Source organism: Providencia sp. Je.9.19 (genome assembly GCF_051129765.1).
In the GTDB taxonomy this organism is placed as follows: domain Bacteria; phylum Pseudomonadota; class Gammaproteobacteria; order Enterobacterales; family Enterobacteriaceae; genus Providencia.
In genome coordinates this window covers 176,421-197,263 of sequence record NZ_JBCPSS010000001.1, presented here as the reverse complement: position 1 = coordinate 197,263, position 20,843 = coordinate 176,421, and the positions used below count along the sequence as shown (strand labels likewise).

General features: G+C 36.5%; 16 protein-coding genes. 6 read left to right on the top strand and 10 right to left on the bottom strand.

The genetic code is table 11. From position 1 onward, the window contains the following. Positions 1 to 201: 201 nt before the first annotated feature. The 7 genes from pepT to AAZR93_RS00895 form a co-directional block, all read right to left on the bottom strand. Positions 202 to 1,434: a peptidase T gene (gene pepT, locus AAZR93_RS00925; protein WP_434718701.1), complete on the bottom strand. Its 1,233-nt coding sequence runs from the start codon at positions 1,432 to 1,434 to the stop codon at positions 202 to 204. A 32-nt stretch (positions 1,435 to 1,466) separates the two neighbouring features. Next, on the bottom strand, positions 1,467 to 3,017 hold the full coding sequence (locus tag AAZR93_RS00920) for an AbgT family transporter (protein ID WP_434718700.1): 1,551 nt from the start codon (positions 3,015 to 3,017) through the stop codon (positions 1,467 to 1,469). A gap of 294 nt (positions 3,018 to 3,311) precedes the next feature. Next, on the bottom strand, positions 3,312 to 3,719 hold the full coding sequence (psiE, locus tag AAZR93_RS00915; protein WP_434719611.1) for a phosphate-starvation-inducible protein PsiE: 408 nt from the start codon (positions 3,717 to 3,719) through the stop codon (positions 3,312 to 3,314). A gap of 230 nt (positions 3,720 to 3,949) precedes the next feature. Continuing rightward, entirely contained in the window at positions 3,950 to 4,351 is a 402-nt protein-coding gene (locus AAZR93_RS00910; protein ID WP_434718699.1) for a GFA family protein, read from the bottom strand. 65 nt (positions 4,352 to 4,416) lie between these two features. Next, positions 4,417 to 4,692, bottom strand: a complete 276-nt coding sequence (locus AAZR93_RS00905; protein WP_434718698.1) for a hypothetical protein — start codon at positions 4,690 to 4,692, stop codon at positions 4,417 to 4,419. A 202-nt stretch (positions 4,693 to 4,894) separates the two neighbouring features. Continuing rightward, positions 4,895 to 6,382 carry a DUF3999 family protein gene (locus AAZR93_RS00900; protein WP_434718697.1) on the bottom strand — a complete coding sequence of 496 codons (1,488 nt, stop codon included), beginning with the start codon at positions 6,380 to 6,382 and terminating at the stop codon, positions 4,895 to 4,897. Then, complete coding sequence (locus tag AAZR93_RS00895) at positions 6,379 to 9,180, bottom strand: DUF2339 domain-containing protein (RefSeq protein WP_434718696.1); 2,802 nt, start codon at positions 9,178 to 9,180, stop codon at positions 6,379 to 6,381. Before AAZR93_RS00895 ends, AAZR93_RS00900 begins: the two co-directional genes overlap by 4 nt. A 487-nt stretch (positions 9,181 to 9,667) precedes the next feature. Here AAZR93_RS00895 and AAZR93_RS00890 point away from each other — a divergent pair, with 487 nt between their 5' ends. Together AAZR93_RS00890 and glpX are read left to right on the top strand one after the other, a co-directional pair. Then, positions 9,668 to 10,591: an AEC family transporter gene (locus tag AAZR93_RS00890; protein ID WP_294107665.1), complete on the top strand. Its 924-nt coding sequence runs from the start codon at positions 9,668 to 9,670 to the stop codon at positions 10,589 to 10,591. 181 nt (positions 10,592 to 10,772) lie between these two features. Continuing rightward, positions 10,773 to 11,750 carry a class II fructose-bisphosphatase gene (glpX, locus tag AAZR93_RS00885; protein ID WP_294107878.1) on the top strand — a complete coding sequence of 326 codons (978 nt, stop codon included), beginning with the start codon at positions 10,773 to 10,775 and terminating at the stop codon, positions 11,748 to 11,750. Between the two features lie 201 nt (positions 11,751 to 11,951). Here the strand turns inward: glpX and dtpA are convergent, their stop codons facing one another. Further along, on the bottom strand, positions 11,952 to 13,421 hold the full coding sequence (gene dtpA, locus AAZR93_RS00880) for a dipeptide/tripeptide permease DtpA (RefSeq protein WP_434718695.1): 1,470 nt from the start codon (positions 13,419 to 13,421) through the stop codon (positions 11,952 to 11,954). A 1,016-nt stretch (positions 13,422 to 14,437) separates the two neighbouring features. Between dtpA and AAZR93_RS00875 the strand changes: the two genes are divergently transcribed. Next, positions 14,438 to 15,466 (top strand): tetratricopeptide repeat protein, encoded by a 1,029-nt coding sequence (locus AAZR93_RS00875; protein ID WP_434718694.1) that lies wholly within the window; start codon positions 14,438 to 14,440, stop codon positions 15,464 to 15,466. A gap of 426 nt (positions 15,467 to 15,892) precedes the next feature. Here AAZR93_RS00875 and dpiA read toward each other — a convergent pair whose 3' ends face one another. Further along, positions 15,893 to 16,576: a two-component response regulator DpiA gene (dpiA, locus tag AAZR93_RS00870; protein ID WP_294107671.1), complete on the bottom strand. Its 684-nt coding sequence runs from the start codon at positions 16,574 to 16,576 to the stop codon at positions 15,893 to 15,895. Further along, positions 16,569 to 18,206 (bottom strand): sensor histidine kinase DpiB, encoded by a 1,638-nt coding sequence (dpiB, locus tag AAZR93_RS00865; protein WP_294107672.1) that lies wholly within the window; start codon positions 18,204 to 18,206, stop codon positions 16,569 to 16,571. Before dpiB ends, dpiA begins: the two co-directional genes overlap by 8 nt. 367 nt (positions 18,207 to 18,573) lie before the next feature. On the opposite strand from dpiB, the gene citC reads away from it, so the two are divergent. The 3 genes from citC to citE are packed head-to-tail and all read left to right on the top strand — an operon-like array spanning position 18,574 to position 20,839. Next, the gene (gene citC, locus AAZR93_RS00860; protein ID WP_294107673.1) at positions 18,574 to 19,647 is read left to right on the top strand and encodes a [citrate (pro-3S)-lyase] ligase; all 1,074 of its coding nucleotides are present in this window, start codon (positions 18,574 to 18,576) and stop codon (positions 19,645 to 19,647) included. Then, positions 19,647 to 19,943 carry a citrate lyase acyl carrier protein gene (gene citD / locus AAZR93_RS00855; protein ID WP_294107675.1) on the top strand — a complete coding sequence of 99 codons (297 nt, stop codon included), beginning with the start codon at positions 19,647 to 19,649 and terminating at the stop codon, positions 19,941 to 19,943. The genes citC and citD overlap by 1 nt, the downstream gene beginning before the upstream one ends. Beyond that, positions 19,943 to 20,839, top strand: coding sequence for a citrate (pro-3S)-lyase subunit beta (gene citE, locus AAZR93_RS00850; RefSeq protein ID WP_434718693.1), 897 nt, complete (start codon positions 19,943 to 19,945; stop codon positions 20,837 to 20,839). The genes citD and citE overlap by 1 nt, the downstream gene beginning before the upstream one ends. Positions 20,840 to 20,843: the final 4 nt, after the last annotated feature.

The window sequence follows — 20,843 nt, the reverse complement described above, 5'->3', positions numbered from 1 at the left end:
ATAAACTAATAGACAGGATAATAAATGAAAGCTCAATAAAATTATATGTAATTTTTTAACTTTCATTTCACAAAAAAAAAAATCAATCACAATTTATAATAACTCTAAACTTAATAATCATTCTAATTATATAATTATTGACCTATTTCTTATAATAAATAGCCGTCATAATAACGGCTATTTTTATATTTAAATAAATAATTATTTTTGCCCTACTAATCGACAAATAGTTTCTGAAACTAAATAGCTTTTCTCAAATGAGCTAATAGGTAAAAACTCAAAACGAGAATGAAAGTTAAGTGCCCCTGTAAAATAGTTAGGCGTCAAAACTCCACGAGCAGACAATGCTGAACCATCAGTGCCCCCACGCATAGGAATAACGTTTGCTTCAACACCTTGAACGTCTAGAGCTTCAAATATTAAGTTGATTGCCGTTCTATCATCGCCAATTGAGTCACTGATATTGCTATACACATCATCAATTTTAAATTCAATTGTTGCTCGAGGATGACGAGATCTAATTAATTCAACACTTTCATTTATAAAGCGTTTACGTGCTTCGAAACTATTTCGATCAAAATCTCGTATCGCCATTTTAATTTTTGCATTATCCAGATTTGCAATCAAATCGGTAAAATAAAAATATCCTTCCCGATGCTCCGTATGCTCTGGGGTATCAAAACGGTCAAAACATCCAATAAAATCATGAGCCACGCGAATAGGATTTAACAATACATTCTTAGCAGACATGGGATGAGCTGTAATACCTTTAATCGAAACTTCAATAGAAGCAGCGTTAAATGTTTCGAATACCACCTCTCCTAATGCACAGCAATCAATAGTATAGGCAAAATCGACCTTGAAACGAGATAAATCCATTATTTTTGACCCACGAAGTCCAATTTCTTCATCAGGAACAAAAGCCACATATATATCACCACAATCAAAATCTGCATGTTGTAGTTTATTCATTAACTCCATGACTACTGTCACTGCGGCTTTATTATCCGCACCTAGTACACTAGTTCCATCGCTAAAAATAATCTCTTCACCAATGTAAGGCGATGCTTCAGGATGTTCTACAGATCTAAACCATATATTTTCTTGTGTATTCAAACATAAATCTTCGCCTTCATACTTTAATGTTTGAGGCTTAATTACAGGAGATAACCCAACATCTACCGTATCCAAATGGGTGACAAACCCAATTTTTGGTGCTAACGGATTACTACCCGGGCGTACCGCATATAAAATCGCATGATCATCAATATAAATATCTTTTAAACCATAACTTTCTAACTCTTCTGCCAATAATTTAGCTAACTCACGCTGCCCTTCAGTACTTGGCACAACTGTTGCTGAAGCATCACTTTGACTTTCTATTGTTAAATAGCGGTAGAAACGTTGTTCAAGCTGTTTACCTAACTCATTCATTACATATTCCTTCTACTCAATTTTTTTGTTTATTATGCTGGCTGCCACGTATAACCACTATCAAAACCAATAGGAATATCAAAGGCCCAAAATAGATATAGTGTCGCAGTTAAAGTAATCAATAATCCTATTGTGAATGGGATCATCATTGAACAAAGTGTACCAATCCCTGCATTCTTATAATATTTTTGGCAATACATTAAGATTAATGGATAAAACGGGAACATTGGCGTACTGACGTTCATTGCCGAATCACTCACACGGAACGCTGCTTGCGTTAACTCTGGTGAAATACCAACCGCCATTAACATTGGAACCAAGACCGGAGCCATAATCGCCCACTTAGAAGTGGCAGAAGTGATCATAATATTCAAAACAGCTGTTAATAAAATAACGCCAAATACGGTCATACCGGATGGCATATCTAATGTACGCAATAATTCAGCACCAGATAATGCAAGTAATGTACCTAAGTTTGAATGTTGAAATGAATACAAAAATTGTGCAGCAAAGAATGCAAAAACTATAAAAGGAATTAATGACTTTGTAATATTTTCCATCGCCTTAACCACATCTTTGGTTGAGGTAAAAGATTTAGTCATATAGCCATAAACAACACCAGGAAGAGCAAAGAAAATAAATAAAAGAGGTACCACAATTTGCATAATTGGTGCTTTCGGGCTAGTTAAACTACCATCGGGGCCTCGTAATGGCGAATTTTCAGGCCATAATAGTGCAAATAAACCTACCCCTAGTGCAATAAGAACTAAACCTGCAACTCGAAAAGCCCGGTGCTCTATTGGCTTAATTTCACCCAATTTTTGCTCTGAGTCCGTATCTACGTCAGCTATTGTGATAGGACAATTTTTATTTAACCACGGTTCAACAATTTTTTCTGTAATAAACCAGCAAGTAAAAATAACACCAAATGTACCGCCTAAACTAAAAAAATAATTACATAAGACATTTACGGTATAACCAGGCGCTAACATTTGCGCTGCGTCTTGCGTGAAACTCTGCATTATAGGATCAATAATTGATGGTGTATAACTTGCAGTAAATCCGCCTGCAAGTCCTGCAAATGCAGCAGCAATACCCGCTAAAGGATGCCTTCCACTTGCATAAAACATCATGGCGGCAACTGGCATTAAAATAACATATGCAGAATCAGATGCAATATGAGAAACGATACCAACAAATACAACAGTAGGAGTTAGCATTTTAGGTGAAATAAAAGAAAGCATTTTTTTCAAAGCAGTATTAATAAAACCACTACTTTCGGCAATACCAATCCCTAAAGTTGCAACAATTGTAATTCCAAGCGGTGGGAAATTAATAAAATTTTTCACTGCTGTTGTAATAAATAGTATTATTTCTTGGTACTGAAACATATTTACAACAGCAATTTTTTCTTTTGAAATAGGATGATAATAACTAAAATCTACAAATGAAAGGAGATAAGATAAAAACCAACATATTATTAAGGCATAAACAAATAGCATTGTGACATCAGGCATAACATTACCGATCCGTTCAACGCGATTTAAAAAACCTTTTTTCTTTGGAAGTGTATTAGTTGTCATATTTACAAGCTACTTATGTTATTAGAATAGAAACTTTATTACAGTAGTTAACCCGTTTGAAAAAGTAAAACACTTTTGTAATTTGTTTTAACAAGATAAATCAGCCACTCACCTTAACATTAAATTAATTTAATGGATTAGTTATTTTCATTAAGCTAATTTACTAAATTTTTTGATACTATAAACATCGCTTTAGTTATATCACTTAAATCGGTTGTATTTAATACAAAAAGAGAATAAAAAAAATTTTTTATTCTCCTTGTCAATTCAAAATATAAGTTAACTTTATGAGTGTTATTCGCGTCTAAGTTTCTCAGTATTCGCAATATAGAGAGCTACAACAAGCACTAAAATAGCACCTGCATGTAATAAGGTCGTCATAGGGTCACTATGATCGACAATAATCAAACGAATTATTGCAGTAATTCCGATATAAATAAAATATCTTAGCGGGAAGTGATATCCAGACATAAAATATTTAATTATCAATGCAATAAACTCAAAGTAAAGAAAGTAAATAACAATACCTTCTAAAAGTTCATACGCCGTCACTCCCTTAACATCACCAAACATCAGTGCTGCCATAGTGACTGTTTCTTTAACTAAAAAGAAAACAAGTACCGCTGCTAACGCAATTAATCCAATATTCAATATCCACTGTAAAACCCATGCTATATTGCTAGCGTGACGCATTCCCTTCATATTATTCATTCATCATTCCTCTAGAATCACGCATTGGCTATCTTTTTATATTAACCCAAGCGCGTACTTTTACTTACTTAAATTAAAGTTCAATCAATGCCATTACAATAAAGTTTTCCTGATTGTAATTCAATTTTAAGACGCAAGCATTACAACAGAGGAGCTAAATTTGCTTTAGATAAACTGTAAAGAGTAAAAGCTGGCAAGAAAACCAGCTTTATAAATAATTATTAACTCATCATATTCATGATGTCTTGTTCTGTTAACGTTGGTGTTTTTTCAGCAAAATTATAATATTTTGGCTTGCTATCGATATAGACTTGCAGACTCAGTTTGGCGTCTTTGCTTTCATCAAACAAGGCCGCTGAGACATAATAAGTGGAAGGTGAATGCAAATGATAAAATAAATGTGTACCACAGTTATTGCAAAATGCCCTCTCCGCCCATGAAGAAGACATAAAACGAGTGATAGACTTATCTCCTTCAATTTTAATATCACTACCGCAATCAATACTAATTCCAGGGCCACCATTCCATTTTTGACACATACCACAGTGACAAGCACTCACTTTATCAACAGGCTTGTTTGTTAAAATTTTCACTGAACCGCAAAGACATTGACCTTGATGCATAATATTTTCCTTAATAAAAAATCATCTATATACTCACGTTTTCACTTGATAACCTTATTCCTATTTTAATCATAGATCCTAAATTGACGTCCTGTAAATCGCTTATCATTAATATTTTCACTTAAACGAAGGCGACTTACCTCAATGACCTCACGTTCAGACTCAAGATCACCAACCTCATGTTCATGGACACTTGCCTGTTCTGATATATATTTTAACTGTGTTGTACTATAGGGTGCCAGGTCGTAGGAAATTGCACTATCAGTAACCTGTGCAAATACGGATGTACTCGTCAATAACGCAACCACCATGAATAAATTAGCCAATAACATTCGCTTCATAAACATCTCCTATTTCTATGTCTCAGTTTTATCCCATATCTACGTCAAATAACACCAAGATTGGGTAATTGTTTACGTAGATAAGTAAATGAATAAAATTACGTCGAGTTGTGTTTAGTTAACCAAAGTTATTAATCATCTTTGTCACCATCAATATAAAAAAAGGGAGCACTTAGCTCCCTTAATCACCTAAAAATATAAGCTATAAATCATTTGAAGTATCTTTATCTGACGAGTTGATCTCTTTAAATAAATACCAACAAAAATACAGCAAAACAATTATTCCAATAAATAACAATACCCACAATGCGATTGTCATCCAATTCACATCATCATCAACTAACTCAATTGAGCTCAGTCGTTCTACGCCACCAAGTTCAATAACTTTATCTGTTGCATAAAGTTCAGGATAATGCGACATCACCTCATCAACACCATATGGTTTACCAATGAGATCGCTATACGTCATTTTATCAAGATTAGCCTGCTTATTACCCCACACTAACAAATAAGGCGCGGCACCTTGCATATTAAAAATAATATTAATGCCATCCCTTTGTCCGTCAATACGAGGAGGACTCTCTTCCCAACTTCCCTTTAATGCAGTGATCCTTAATTTTCTGATCATTTCACCATTGAGTGCAATAGTCGGATTACTAACACTTTCCCCATCAGTCACTTGGTTGTAGGCAACTATATTTCTTAATAATTTCCAGTCATCAATATTTTCAGATGAATACTCGATTTTTAAAGGAATAACCCTATTTGATTGCTGTAACTTGACCTGTAGTTCAGAAAGAGGCTGTGAAGACGCGAGTTGATAAATAATGTGTTCTCTCGATACGCCATCATTGGTCATTTCAAAATGAAATACCTGCTGACGACGCGTTGAATTTAAAATATTGGCGGTCGCATTTACTTTTTGTAAATCAGGAACGAGGACTTCTGGTGCGCTAACAACAATCGCCATCAAATAAGGCGCATTCAATACCGCAGAATTTCCACGCAAAAGCTCAATGGTATTACTTGCAATAGTACCTGAATCTAATTTCAAATTCATGATAGGCTGATTGGCAGAAATATTAACCCAATCTTTTTTATCATTACTTGCATAAATGAAAACCTTAGCTTGCCATTCCTTTTCACTTTTTGCCCAATCTAAATTCAAGCTTTGAGCTAACATTTCCTTATTTTTAGTCTGATCTCGCGTCAATAAATAAGCCTGGTAATTTGTCTGTTGCTTCCTTTGCATATTCGGTAATTCAATTCGAGTCACTTTTCCAGGGATTGCTTCAACTAATAAATATTGTTGATCATCTAAATATTCATTCTGTGACTTTACATTATCAACTTGTGCAATTAAGCGTTGAGGCACAAAAGAAATATTAGAAGTCGAAATCGATTTTTCTGCATCATAGAAAAGAGCTGAAGGTACTTCATCACCTGTACCGTTAAAAACGCGTACATCCTGCAATGTTTTTGGATACGCAGAGTTAATATAAGCTTCTGGAGGTAACTCCAACCAGAAAAAAGGACTATTACTATCTTGGATATCTAATTCTATGCCTTGATAATAACTATAAGGTGTCGCCTCTTTAATCTCTTCACCATAAAGATGGCTTGAAAATAATAATGCCAAGGAAAAGACTGAAAGTAGCCCTTTAAATCCTCTTTTTTTTATTAGGCTCACGATTGCGTCTCCTTCTCTTGTGCAATGTCATGATCAACTTTAGGTGGTAGTGGTGAGAAATAACCAACAATTAATATCAATAGCGCAACAACAATAAATGAAATCGCTCGTGATATGCCATCTTGCCCATATATATCAATAAGGAACAATTTAACAATAACACACGCAAAAATACCGGCGCCACTAAACCACCAAATTCGATTTCTCTTCACCGCAGCAATGACCATGCATACTAATGCAGCAAGTGCCCAGCTAATTGAAAGCACGGTTTGAACTAAGCGAGAATGATATAGCACATAAAAATTCCAATTTAAATCTGCAAAGTCTGCGGTTGCACGAATAAGAATGCCATTAAACCATAATACAGAAAGAGCAGCTGTCGCCACCACAAGTCCTCGCATAATCCAAATATCATACTCGGTAACTTTTTTAAGTTTTTGAGCAAAACCTCGATGCATCAACAAAATTGCAGCAATACTAAAAAGGCCAGCTTCATCTAATGGATTAATTAATGGAATATAATTCCAGAACATTAATTTGCCATCTTCCAAGTTCGCACAATAAGATAAGATAATAAGCACGACCATTACAGGTAAGAAGCTATACCAATAAATAAGCCCATGACGTCTCATTGGAGATAATCTATTTTGCTGTAACCAATAAAGCACTAAAGTGGTCAAGGTGATTGCCATAACATAGAAGAAATACCCTAGTTCATGCATACCCCAAGGTAAAATCTCCACAAACCAATTTACCTGTGTCGCAATAAATGTAAGTATCAACCAAAAATTTGCACCATGTAAAACGCGTTGCATCCAGATATTACGGACTTTATATGCATGAATAACAAATAATATGGAGCTTCCCAAAATAACTGGCCATATTAACGAACCTTCACCAAGCCCCATTGGATTTTCATCATAGATAAAATTGAGTGCCAGATAATAATATCCAACAAGCCAAAGAAAAGACTGACATAACAGTAAAGGAACCCAATCTATCTTAATTGCATATGAACGCCATATCCAAACCGAAATAACGACAAGTGCCATAATAATGAAACCTTCTGACTCACCACTCCAAGACAGAATATCGGTAATCATTGGCACCCAACAGGCCCAAACAATTAATCCTAAAATTAAGAAACCATAACTTAAAACATCAAAATGGCTTTCTTGTTTACGCCTCGAGTGAAATAACCCTCCAGCACAAAAGCAAGCTACCAATAATACGGGTACCATATAAATACTACTACGCGTCCAATAAAGATAAGGATAATCACTCAGCAGTGTAATCGCACTGACAACAATAAGTAATGAGCCAATAAGCGTCATTTTCTTTTGATTTTGCTGCAAACCGAACCAAAGAATAAGTAGACCTTCCATCGACCAAATAATCGACGTCCACTCAAAAGTTAAGGCAAGCGGTATTGCGAGGGTGATAAAGCCACTACCAATAATGATATTACCCAATGCCATATTTTTACCCGCATTTTTATAACGCTTATGAATATGCAAGCCAGCAATGAGATAGAGGCACCCCAATAATAAAGCAACAAAAGCAGGTAATAACCCAATACCTTCTGAAATAAAATACTGTAATGCAATACTGATAAATGGCGGAACGAATAATAACGTATTATCCACCACTAACTGCTGACTATGGTCAAAACGTATTGCAAATAATTGAGTTAATGCATTAAAGATGATCAGATTAGCAATAATAAACAGTTGGCAAGACAGGTAGTATTCCGCCTGATAATTAGTTAATCCCCATAGAATGGCAACGCCATAGGTCATAAACATGCCAACTAAGTTAAGTGGTCGCCATGCTTGCCACAAACTAATAATCAAAATAGCGCCTGATAGCATCAGATAATAAGAAAACAGAATGATATGATTTCCACCACCCGTTGATAATAATATAGGTGCTAAATAACCACCAATTGATGCTAAAATAGCTAAGCTAATTGTACGTTGTAGTAATGCTAACATGATACTCGCCGCACAAATGAGCAACATGAAAACAAATGTCATTGCATAAGGTAACATCGTATATAACTTAAATGCTGCAAATACGGTAATATACAAGCAGCCAATTGCGCCGCCTTGTAATATTAAACCAAATAACTCTTTTTTATTACGCAGCCACCACCCCGTACCGAGTAACGCTAAGCAGCCCACGGTGCTTAGTAGTAACCGAATTTGTGGCGAAATAATATCATTTTGCACGGTGTAATTAAGTAGATAGGCAACGCCTAAAAACAATAATAATATTCCGACCTTAGCGAGGGGATTTCCTTTAACCAACCAGTTAAAGAAATGACCAAAAATTGATGGATTATTATCATTATTTCTCATTGTTGAAGTGGTAGTTTTCACACTATCAAATCGATTTGGGTTTATCCCTTCAACAGGTATTTCAGCGGTTGAGTTAACGACTCTAGGCGTTTCTTGCGGGATGACTGCTGTATAGTTAACCGTTTCAGATTGACTAGATTGCGAATATAACGTTTTGTCGGTAAATTCCGACACTAAAACAGGTAGCTCCTCACAGCTATTGTTGACTTTGATTTGTGATGGACTACCTTCAGTTTGGGTGCTTTCTTGAGTATCAATGTCTATATCATGCTTTTGATTATATTGTGAAACTACTGTCTCAAGAGAAAAAACACGTTGATTTAACTCAGAAATCTGATGATTTAACCGACTTGTTCGATTAATTGCCATGATAGCCAAAATGGGGGCTATACCAAGTAAAATAACTAATATGAATCCTACTAGTATCCAAATATCCACAAATAGGCTTCCTCATAATGAAATTCGTAACTAAGAATACGGCTAACACTCACTCTCAGTGGTAAACGCTAGTGTAGATAGCATTGATGCCCTTGCCAACTCAATGTAATAAACTGTTACAAAATAATTATTGCCCCACCAATTCAACTCCCCACAAGAGTATCAAATAAAGATGAGTTTATATCTTTGTATCATCGCTTACCTTAAAAATTAAAAAACTCAGAAAAAGCTTAATAGCTATTTAACACCGCTAAAATTTATATATTCTTTTATAGGATATTATTAATATTATTTTTTCGATGCTCGTATTTAGATAATAATTAATTTTGTTTAAAAATAGAGAGATAGTTAGTGTTTTTTATCATGATTATGATATTTATATATTCAGTTCTAATGGAACCAAAAGTGTATTTAAGCGAAAAAAACAGCCGTAAAAATACAAATATATAATCTAGCTCGTAAAAAGACTATGCCGTAAAGAGGACTTATGCTACTACACATAATACTAGCTGCACTTGGCCCTATTGTTCTGGGTTTAGCTGTAGGATGGCTTTCAGGTAAGTATGGTTTTATTAAAAGAGAGTACTCTCAAGCATTCGCAGATTTTGTTGTCAAAATTGCATTACCTTTTGCTTTATTTTTAGCGGCAGCTCAAGCGCCACCGGATGTATTACTTAATATCGATTACTTGTTGGCTTTAGCTGTAGGTTTAATTGTTTCTTATGTGATTGGTTTTATTGTAGGGAAAGTTTTTTTCCATCACGATAAAAAAGATGCAGCCATGCAAGCGTTATCCGTTTCATTTCCCGACATGGCTTACTGTGGGCCACCCGTGCTATTAGCAACGGTAGGATCATCTGGTTTGATTGCCATGGTGTTAGGTAACCTTATTTACACCGTTATCATTATTCCATTCACCTTGTTAATGATAAGTGGTACGCAACAGGGAAATAGCATTATAAAATCTATCGGAAAAGCGATTGCTCAACCCTTAGTCTTTTTACCTGTTCTTGGCGCAATTCTCGCAATTTGTGGCATTAAATTACCTGAAATATTACAAAATTCAGTTAATGAATTAGGTAAAACCGCAGGTGGTGTGGCACTGTTTTTCCTTGGGTTACTTCTATCAGGTATTAAATTAAAAATTAATGCGGAAATTATTTTTAACGTCTTCATTAAAAACTTTGTGCAAGCCGCATTAATACTTGGCACAGGTCTTGCCCTTGGACTCCAAGATGACTTATTAAAAGCGGCATTTATTATCGGTGTATTACCCACAGCAACAGCAGTTCCTGCATTGGCGATTAGTAATAAAGCCTATACAGAAACCTCGGCAGGAACTGTATTACTCAGTACCTTAGCCGCATTAATTTCTATTATTGGCGGTATTACGATCGTCGAAATGCTTTAATTTTTTAAGGGCAGATTAACGATAATCTGCCCTATTCTTTTTATTTCCCCTCCAGCTCTATTTTATTCCCCTTATTTACGCTGATTAATCCACCTAATATTTGCAAGACAGATCACAAAAAAAGTATCATGGTGTCAAATTCTTACTTTTTATACATCTGGGAAATAAATTAAAAATGAAAATTAGCGATGAATTAGCTTCTGCTATCGCATCAGTTACCGAAGTTGCTGCCATTGCAGCTTTTGATTGGATAGGAAAACAAGACAAAAATGCAGCTGATAAAGCAGCTGTAGAGGCAATGCGTAATCGCCTTAATGAAATTGATTTTCATGGAAAAATTGTTATTGGTGAAGGAGAGATTGATGACGCGCCTATGCTCTATATTGGCGAACAAGTCGGAAAACAATCCGGAAATCAGCATTTAGATATAGCCGTAGACCCCATTGATGGAACCCGTATGGTTGCCTGTAATGAGCAAAACGCGATTGCTGTACTGGCCGCTGCGCCTGCAGGTACACTATTACAAGCTCCCGACATGTATATGGAAAAAATAGTAGTCGGTGCAGCAGCTAAAGGTGCTGTACATCTGGCAAATCCGTTAGAAAAAAATCTTGAATTTCTTTCTACTGCTTTAAATAAACCTATTTCAAGCTTATCTATTGCAGTGTTAGATAAACCACGCCATCAACATATCATCAAAACCATTCGAAATTTTGGTGCAAACGTTATCACTATTCCTGACGGCGATGTGCTGGCATCATTGCTAACTATCTTACCAGAGCATCCAATTGATATGATGTATGGTACTGGTGGCGCACCTGAGGGCATTATCAGTGCGGCTATTGCACGTGCTCTAGGTGGCGATATGCAAGCAAGATTAATTTCTCGCGATCAGGCTAAAGGCGACAGCGAGCAAAACAAGCAACTTGCGTTACAAGAAACCTTACGTTGTAAGCAAATGGGGATTGAAATTGGCGAAATTTTATCCCTCGATATGATGGTAAGTACTTCTGACGTTATATTTTCTGCCACCGCGATTACATCAACCGTGCTTATGGGGGGAATTTCTCACGATGACTATAGCCGTACATCGAATACTATTTTAGTTAGTGGCCATAACCGCTCATTAAAAATTATCAATAACCGCCACTTTAAATAGTCTTTTTATCTGCCTGATTCGAAAAGTACCAAGTCGTTGTGACAGACAACGGAGGTACATAGAAATGAATATAGAAGTGTCGTAAATAAACGCTGAATTCGGTTAACTAAATGAATTTAATTAATTTGAATATCGAAATAGGCTAAATATAATAAAAGGGCTAAATCAGCCCTTTTATTATTATGTCATTCGAGCGAAAAATTAACGCTCAAGTGTCATACGGTTTAACATCGGTGCGGTAAAGACCATAATAATGGCGATCACACCCGTTGCAATACCAATTTTTAAGAATACATCACTGTAAACCGCTAATGATTCTATTTTACTAGTTATCTCACCTTGTGGTGCAGCCGCTAGGGATGCAACATAACCGGCAATAAAGGCCGCAGCCGAGTTAGTTAAGAACCATGCGCCCATAATAAAGCCCATCAAACGCTGTGGTACCAATTGTGCTACCATTGCGAGGCCTAAACCAGAGATCATCAATTCACCGATGCTTTGGAAACCATAACAAATAACCAGCCATTCTACGGAAACAATACCCGCTTCATTAGCAAACTTAGCACCTAAAGGGAGAACCAAGAATGCTGCAGAACAAAGTACCATACCAATAGCAAACTTATGCGGCATCGGTAAGTTATCGCCCATCTTATTATAAATAGCAGCTAATATTGGGCTACCAATCATAATCCACAATGGATTTAACGCTTGATACTGAGCAGGCTCAATGGCAAATCCTAACACATCATGCTCAACATTATGTAAAGCAAAGAAGTTTAGAGAAGTCGGCATCTGGCTATATAAAACAAAGAACACTATCGCTTCAAGCATTAAAATCAATGCAACTATCATTCGACGACGAGCCAAGCCCGTTAACGCCAATGTTTCTTTGATAAAAATAACTAAAATACCTAATGAAATGATCGCCAATGCAGTACGAGCAACACCGAGGTTATAAAGCAACCAATTTGAAAGTGCGATTAGTGCAACCACACCAACGATTGTAGCCAACAATTTCGAAATAACGACTGGTTCAAAATCAGGTTTAGAGCCATGCTGAGAAACCCACTTTTTACACATAAAGAAGTTAATAAGTGTAATGATGAGGCCGACAACACTAAGAGAGAATGCGACATCCCAACCGTAATGTTTTGCCAACCAAGGGGTTGCTATCATTGAGAAGAATGAACCGATATTGACAGACATATAGTACATAGTAAATGCACCGTCCAGACGGGGATCATCTTTATCATAACAAGTAGACAATAATGAAGAGGGATTAGCTTTAAATAAACCGTTACCCACAGCTATTGTTGCTAAGCCTAAATACACCATTGACACATCATGGTCTGAGTAGGCAACAAATGCATACCCCGCAATTAAGACAATGGTTCCAAGAACAATCGCACGCTTGGTGCCAAGAACTTTGTCTCCTAACCAACCACCAATCGCAACAAAACCATAAACTAGAGCAGAAAATGCAGCGAACAGTGTAATCGATTCTGTTTCAGACATTCCCAGCACTTGGCTAAGATAAATTGGAAGTATTCCCTGAAGACCGTAATAACCAAAACGCTCCCAGAGTTCGATAGAAAAGATGAGATAGAATGAGCGAGGTTGCTTAAACGCGTTAAGACTTATTTCCTCTTTGTTATTGTTAGTTGTGGACACAAGTTACCTCTAGTACAACCTGTACATATGCAAAAAAACCACGGAACGCTATTTGCGCTCTCGCATTGTTATGATCTCAAGAATTAAAAGTCTGAAAGATTCACTTTCGGTAGGAGGAGTATCATTCCCTGACCTCAAAACAAATAAAACAGTATGTGAATATTGTTTATGAATCACGAACATTAAATTCAATGAGTTAAAGTATAATTGATTAATTATTCAACATTAACAGGAATATAAACCGCTAATGACCTATCAATCCATTATTCAATATACGTTATTTATGCACCAAAAATAAAGAATTAGCTAGTGTTAATTACTGGATGAATAGATTTTAATCGTTATTAACTTCAATATTTCACAAAATAACAACATTATTATCGACCACTAATTAATCAGATGTTCAACGATTGTTAAGAATATTATTCTATATTGAAATAATAACAGTACGTTTTTATTTAATGAATTTAATTTCAGCCCCAAGGATGTCCCTAAATAACACAAAGAGGGAATATGTAGAAAATAGTACCTTGAAATTATTATTAGATAAGATAACCATCACTGATTGTGATTATCTCCACTATTCATTTAGCATGAATAGTTAGTCATTTACGTTAGATTGGATAATAAAATGGGGGAATATCAAATTTTTGATAAAAAAAAGCCCAGAAAATGAACTGGGCATAATGCATACTACTAAAGGATCTTTCAAACTATCACTACGTAGCTGCATTATTACATTACTTCGTGTAAAGAAATGAATGATGAGGGTAAATATATGAATGTTTACGCAAGCAAACAATAATATAGTTACTAATAAGACATTCATATTCCCCAGAAGGTTCATCTTTTTTTATTTTTTTTACACTTTTTCTTAGAAAAAAATAATAAAGATAACAATTTTGCTAAATTATACGGAAAAATATTGATTCCTGTTTGATGATTGCATGAATGAAAACAACAGGATAACCTATCATTATAATGCATTTACAAAAATACGGCTGAAAGGAATAAAAGTGAAAAAAATAATTATCTCACTGCTACTCATAGGCAGTGTATTCATTCATTTAGCCTATGCGAAAACTTCCCTCCCCCTAACGGATGAACAAAGTTTACTCACACTGACTAAAACAGGAAAAGCAGAAGCCCAATTTAATTTAGCGATGTTTTATCAATCAAATCGTCAATTTGAGGATGCACTAAAATGGTATGGATTAGCTGCGGCTCAAGGTTTCACTAAAGCACAAATCAATCTTGCTCTTATGTATCAACAAGGTACAGGCATAGCTAAAGACAATAAATTGATGCTGTATTGGATGCAAACAGCCGCAGAAGCAGGTGACCCAATAGGCCAAATGAATATGGCAGAATATACTTTAAATGGTATTGATAAGATTTTAGCGAAGGATCCACAGCAAGCAGAAAATTGGTTACAAAAAGCAGCACAACAAGATTTCCCTGCGGCATTAATTACTTTGGCGTATTGGTATGAAAAAGGAACCGCAGTCACAGAGGACCCTAAGAAAGCTGAAAAAATATATCTATCCCTTGCACAAAAAGATCATCCTCAAGCTTTATATTTGCTAGGTTATCAAGCAGCAACCGGAATGTATAATAAGGTAGACTACCCTCTTGCTTTCCAATATTTTACTCGCTCCGCAAATTTAAATTTTTCACCCGCCCAAAATAGTTTAGGGATGCTATATCTCTACGGGCAAGGTGTTAAGAAAGATACAAAGTCAGCCATTAAGTGGCTAACTCTTGCCGCCGAAAAAGGTGAAGCCTCCGCTCAATTTAATTTAGCTTTAATTTATGCACGTGGCGATGGTGTTTCAGCTGATCAAGCAAAAGCATGTCATTGGTTTATTAAAGCAGCCCAACAAGGCAGCGCCGATGCACAATATGCAAGCGGTGCATGTTATCAATATGGAATGGGCGTAACACAAGATGATAATAAAGCTTTGCGCTGGTACAAGCTAGCAGCAGCCCAAGGGAATGAACGCGCGCAAAAAAAGGTACTGATTTTAGAAAATCAAAAGAAATAGCTCAGGCACTATCAGAAGATCTGTATATCTTTTAAAGATAATTAATCCTCTAAATAGTTTAGATTGTAGGTAGGCGGCGAATAAAGCTAAGCCCTGGAGTATACATAAGTATGTGACTAGGGTTAGCGTATGAGCCAACACCCCTACAAATTAAAGGTAATTAACTAATCCTATACCCCTCTAAATAAGTTAAGGCATAGATACGCTAAGCCTAGGTCTATGAATGAATGCAAAAACACTCATTTAAAAAACAGAAATAGGCCAAGCTACAATCAGAATATCTGCACTCTATCCGTAATTAATTTAATAATTAATCCTCTAAATAGTTTAGATTGTAGGTAGGCGGCAAATAAAGCTAATCCCTAGGAGCATACATAAGTATGTGACTAGGGTTAGCGTATGAAGCCAACACCCCTACAATTTAAACTATGAAGAGGATTTTCGGTAAACGCGTTGAGGCCGCCCCACCTTTCCATACTCTATCTCGGCTTCAATCTTATTTTGAGCCAAACAATACTCTAAGTAGCGTCTAGCCGTTGTGCGACTTAACTTGATGGTTTCTGCGATGGTTTCTGCTGTGTATTGTGCCCCTGCTTGTGTAAAAAGCGCGAGTACTTTATCTAGCGTCAGCGCATCAATGCCCGTTGGCAGCTCTTCTTTAGCTTCACCTCGGGCATAGGTATTGAACATATCGTCAATTTGACTTTGGCTTGTTTTGCTCTTGGTTTGTAATACAGATCGGCGCTGTATAAATCTATCTAAAGTTTGTCCGAGCCTTTCATAAGCAATAGGTTTCACCAAATAATCAAAGACGCCTAAACGGATCGCCTCTGAAACGGTTTCCATATCGCTTGCCGCTGTTGTAAAGACAATATCAGCAGTATTTCTTTCCTGAATCAACTCATGAACGAGATCAATCCCTTTACCGTCAGGTAAATAATTGTCTAATAAAATTAAATCAGGTTTCATATATTCAATCATTCGTCTGGCTTCAGCTAGGTTTCCTGCTACCCAAACCTTGTCGCACGCGGGATAAGCTTTGATATACTCTGCATGCATTTCTGCAAGAAGTAATTCATCTTCCACAATGAGGATTTTTATCTTAATCATTTTGTATCTTCACTTTCGGAATAAATATAGAGAACACTGTACCATGAGGTTGATTTTCTTCAATAATAACCTCACCGTTGCATCTGTTCACGTAGGATGAAACCAAATAAAGTCCGATACCATGGCCATCTTCAGATTCACTTTTCGTCGTAATACCCCTTTCAAACCACTTACTTTGGATTTCTTGAGGAAAGCCACATCCTTGGTCGGCAACTTCAATCACAATATTCGGTCCTTCATCTGAGAGATATAATTCAACTTGTTTATTACCACTATTAATTTTTAAACTGGCTTCAAATGCGTTATCCAGTAAGTTACCTAAAATTGCACAAAATTCGGTACTGTTTAATGAATCAGGTAATGAACGTAATTGGCTTCCGGGCGTAAAAATAAGTTGTAAACCAAGTTCTTTCGCCCTGTGGTATTTGCCAAATAATAAGCCGGCCACTTGTTTATCTGAAAATTGCTCTCTCAACGAATCGATTAATTGCTGTTGAGATTCAGACTCACCCTTAATCAGCGCCAAAGCTTGGTCATACTCTTTCATTTGTAAAAGACCACTTAGCGTCGACATCCAATTAAGGTGTTCATGGCGTAGCGTTCGCAAATTTTCCACATATTGACGAACTTGTGTCAGTTGGGAATTCAATGATTCAATATCGTTTTGACTGCGAAAGCTGATCACCGCACCAATTAATTGATCGCCATCACGAATAGCAATTCGATTAGCAATCACATTTAATCCATTAAACTCACATAAAATATCATGCTTAGTAGTTGAGATATCTTTCGTAAAAAATTCAGCTGGTGAAATATGCTCAGAAATAGATTTACCTATAAGTTGCCCTACCGGCTCACTCAATGAAAGCATTTTTCTCGCATTATGATTGATATTAATAATCTTGCCATCATAATTAACCGCAATAATTCCTTCAAAGACCGCTTCAAAGATACCTTTTTGAACTAAGACTAACTGTGCTATTTGATCGGGTTCCATACCCAGCATCTGACGCTGAATTAAACGTGTAAATGCCCACGATAAAAATAGCAGTATCACTAAAACACCAAAAAAAGTCGCAACGGTCTGAACAAATAATTCACTACGTGATGTATCAATTTTATTGGTTAGATAACCAATCGATACAACGCCAATAACTTTCTCATTTTCATCGTAGATAGGAGTTTTAGCGCGCATCGCATTACCAATCGAACCCTCACCGCCAATAAAATAACTTTCACCATTTTCCAGAGCACCCGGCTTATTCCATTGCATCTTATAACCCACTTTAGAACTATTGGGGTGATATAAACGCATTGAGTTTTCATCGCCAATTACTACATAGTCATAATCTGAGTCTTGATTAAGCTTATCTGCAATGATTTTTAATTGGAGGATATCTCTTTTCTTCACGGATTCAATCACGCCATCCATCGATGCAATCAATTTTGCTTGATTCATAGCCAAAGAACGAATGTTTGCCATTAGCCGGTTTTCAGCCGTATCCGTAAAATATTTTCCGAGCCCTAACGTCAAAAATAACGAGACAACTAATAGAAGGAAAAAAACTCGGACCGAAAATGAAATCGAGTTTACTTTTTTTAATGTAGGAAGCTGATACTCTTTTTTCATTTTTAATCTCGTTACTGACTGAAAAGTAAAATTTTTGTTAAAACAAAAATGATAGATTAACCAAGAAAATAAACTGACACCCAAATCATAATACACATATTAATAATTAAACGCATTAAAACCACGAAATAAACCCCATATAAGATAATTAAAAACTTTAAAACCATTAAACAAATACAAACTCATTTTAGAAACATGAAATAGGTCAAGTATATTAAATACAGTAGCTTTAATATTAATATTGAAAAGGATAATTAAATAAAAACTTAGAATTTAATTATAAGAAAATTCAAAAAATATTTATTTAATTAACTTTAACATTAGCAACATTTTAAAAACATCTCTAAAAGAGATGCAGGATACTAATATGTTCGAAAACATAACGTTTAATCAGGTGAAACGTCATGAGAACAGAAAACTTGCTGAAATAACTCAGTTTTTAAAGGAAAACGATTTAGAACTTGATGCAAGTATCGACGTTTTCATTACCATAACTCGCAGCGATAAATTAATTGCTTGCGGAGGACTAGCTAAAAACGTAATTAAATGCGTTGCAATTAGCGATGACGCTCGTGGTGAAGGTCTTGCATTAAAATTAGCGACTGAATTAGTTAATCTCGCTTATGAGAATAATACTACACATTTATTTATTTATACTAAATTTCAAAATGAAAGCCTATTTCAACAATGTGGATTTCATACGATAGCCACCGTTCCTAATATCATGGTTTTAATGGAAAATAGTTGTTGTTACTTAAAACGTTATTTACAAAGCTTAAAAGAACAACGCAAACCAGGAAAAAGAATTGGCTCTATTGTCATGAATGCGAATCCTTTTACACTCGGCCACCGCTATTTAATAGAACAAGCAGCAAAAGCCTGTGATTGGCTACATTTATTTGTCGTTAAAGAAGATACCTCACGCTTTCCTTATAACGTGAGACTCAATCTTATCGAAGCAGGCACTAAAGGTATAGAGAATTTAACTATCCATAAAGGATCTGAATATATTATTTCTCGTGCCACATTCCCTTGCTACTTTATTAAAGATAAAACCGTCGCCAACAACTGTTACACCGAGATCGATATTAAGATTTTTCGTCAATATATTGCTCCAGCGTTGGGAATTACCCATAGATTCGTAGGTTCTGAGCCTTTTTGCCAAGTCACTAATCAATATAACCAAGACATGCGCTTTTGGCTTGAAACGAAAGAGATGAATTTCCCTCCTATTGAACTCGTTGAATTGCAGCGAATGGTCATTGATGGCACGGCGGTCTCCGCCTCGCAAGTTCGAAGACTGCTCGCTAAAAAAGATCTTGCGGCGATTAAGTCGATTGTGCCCGAAGCCACTTATCAATATTTACAAGACATGTTGGCTTCCCAAGTACCTTCTACGATAAACCGCATCGAAAGTTCCGAATTAGTGATAGGTGAATGATGAAAATACGACACGCAGCAGTTGCCGGCACACTTGAATCAAGTGATGTCATGGTACGAATAGAACCTTTAGAAGATACACCAGAGGTTTCTATTCAAATAAGTAGTAGCGTCGAAAAACAGTTTGGTGATGCAATTCATGGCATCGTGCTTGAGCTTGTTAATCAACACAATATCCAAGGTGCACAGATTATAGTTGATGATAAAGGCGCATTAGAGTGTGTTCTCAAAGCACGCCTTGAAGCCTTACTTGCTCGTGCTTGTGACGTTGAATATCTGCCTTGGGAGAACAAATAATGACTCCAGAAAGAAAAACACGCACACGCAGAAGTATGTTATTTGTGCCTGGTTCAAATGCAGCAATGCTCAGTAATTCCTTTATTTATAAAGCTGATGCGTTGATGTTTGACCTAGAAGACTCGGTAACCTTGCGTGAAAAAGATACCGCACGCTGCTTGGTTTACCATGCACTTCAACACCCTTTATATCAAGACATAGAAACGATTGTGCGCGTTAACGCTCTTGATTCTGCTTTTGGGGTTGCCGATCTCGAAGCTGTCGTACGCGGCGGTGCTGATATCGTTCGCTTACCAAAAACTGATACTGCACAAGATGTCATTGATATTGAAAGTGAAATATTACGTATTGAAAAAAGCTGTGGCCGTGAAGAAGGAAGTACTGGACTTCTTGCAGCCATAGAATCACCAATGGGGATCACTCAAGCTGTAAATATCGCCCATTCATCAGCACGACTTATTGGCATCGCATTAGGTGCCGAGGACTATGTCCGCAATTTGCGCACCGAGCGGTCTCCAGACGGCATCGAACTCCTCTATGCTCGGTGCGCCATTTTACAAGCCGCTCGTTCAGCCGGTATCCAAGCCTTTGATACTGTCTATTCTGATGCCAATAATGAAGAAGGTTTCCTCAAAGAAGCCGCGCTCATTAAACAGCTCGGCTTTGATGGCAAATCATTAATTAATCCACGACAAATCGAGTTACTTCATAATCTTTATGCACCAACTCAAAAAGAAGTCGACCATGCACAACGTGTTGTTGATGCTGCTGATGCCGCTGCCCTCGAAGGCAAAGGCGTCGTTTCCCTAAACGGGAAAATGGTTGATGGCCCAGTTATTGACAGAGCCCGACTTGTATTATCACGCGCGGCATTATCAGGTATTCGGGAAGAGTGAGGCA

Excerpts from the sequence above, each read along its gene's own strand:
- dpiB (WP_294107672.1), bottom strand. The coding sequence starts at position 18,206 with ATGAAAAAAGAGTATCAGCTTCCTACATTAAAAAAAGTAAACTCGATT.
- dpiA (WP_294107671.1), bottom strand. The coding sequence starts at position 16,576 with ATGATTAAGATAAAAATCCTCATTGTGGAAGATGAATTACTTCTTGCA.
- pepT (WP_434718701.1), bottom strand. The coding sequence starts at position 1,434 with ATGAATGAGTTAGGTAAACAGCTTGAACAACGTTTCTACCGCTATTTA.
- AAZR93_RS00890 (WP_294107665.1), top strand. The coding sequence starts at position 9,668 with ATGCTACTACACATAATACTAGCTGCACTTGGCCCTATTGTTCTGGGT.
- psiE (WP_434719611.1), bottom strand. The coding sequence starts at position 3,719 with ATGAAGGGAATGCGTCACGCTAGCAATATAGCATGGGTTTTACAGTGG.
- citE (WP_434718693.1), top strand. The coding sequence starts at position 19,943 with ATGACTCCAGAAAGAAAAACACGCACACGCAGAAGTATGTTATTTGTG.
- AAZR93_RS00910 (WP_434718699.1), bottom strand. The coding sequence starts at position 4,351 with ATGCATCAAGGTCAATGTCTTTGCGGTTCAGTGAAAATTTTAACAAAC.
- citC (WP_294107673.1), top strand. The coding sequence starts at position 18,574 with ATGTTCGAAAACATAACGTTTAATCAGGTGAAACGTCATGAGAACAGA.
- AAZR93_RS00920 (WP_434718700.1), bottom strand. The coding sequence starts at position 3,017 with ATGACAACTAATACACTTCCAAAGAAAAAAGGTTTTTTAAATCGCGTT.
- citD (WP_294107675.1), top strand. The coding sequence starts at position 19,647 with ATGAAAATACGACACGCAGCAGTTGCCGGCACACTTGAATCAAGTGAT.
- AAZR93_RS00905 (WP_434718698.1), bottom strand. The coding sequence starts at position 4,692 with ATGAAGCGAATGTTATTGGCTAATTTATTCATGGTGGTTGCGTTATTG.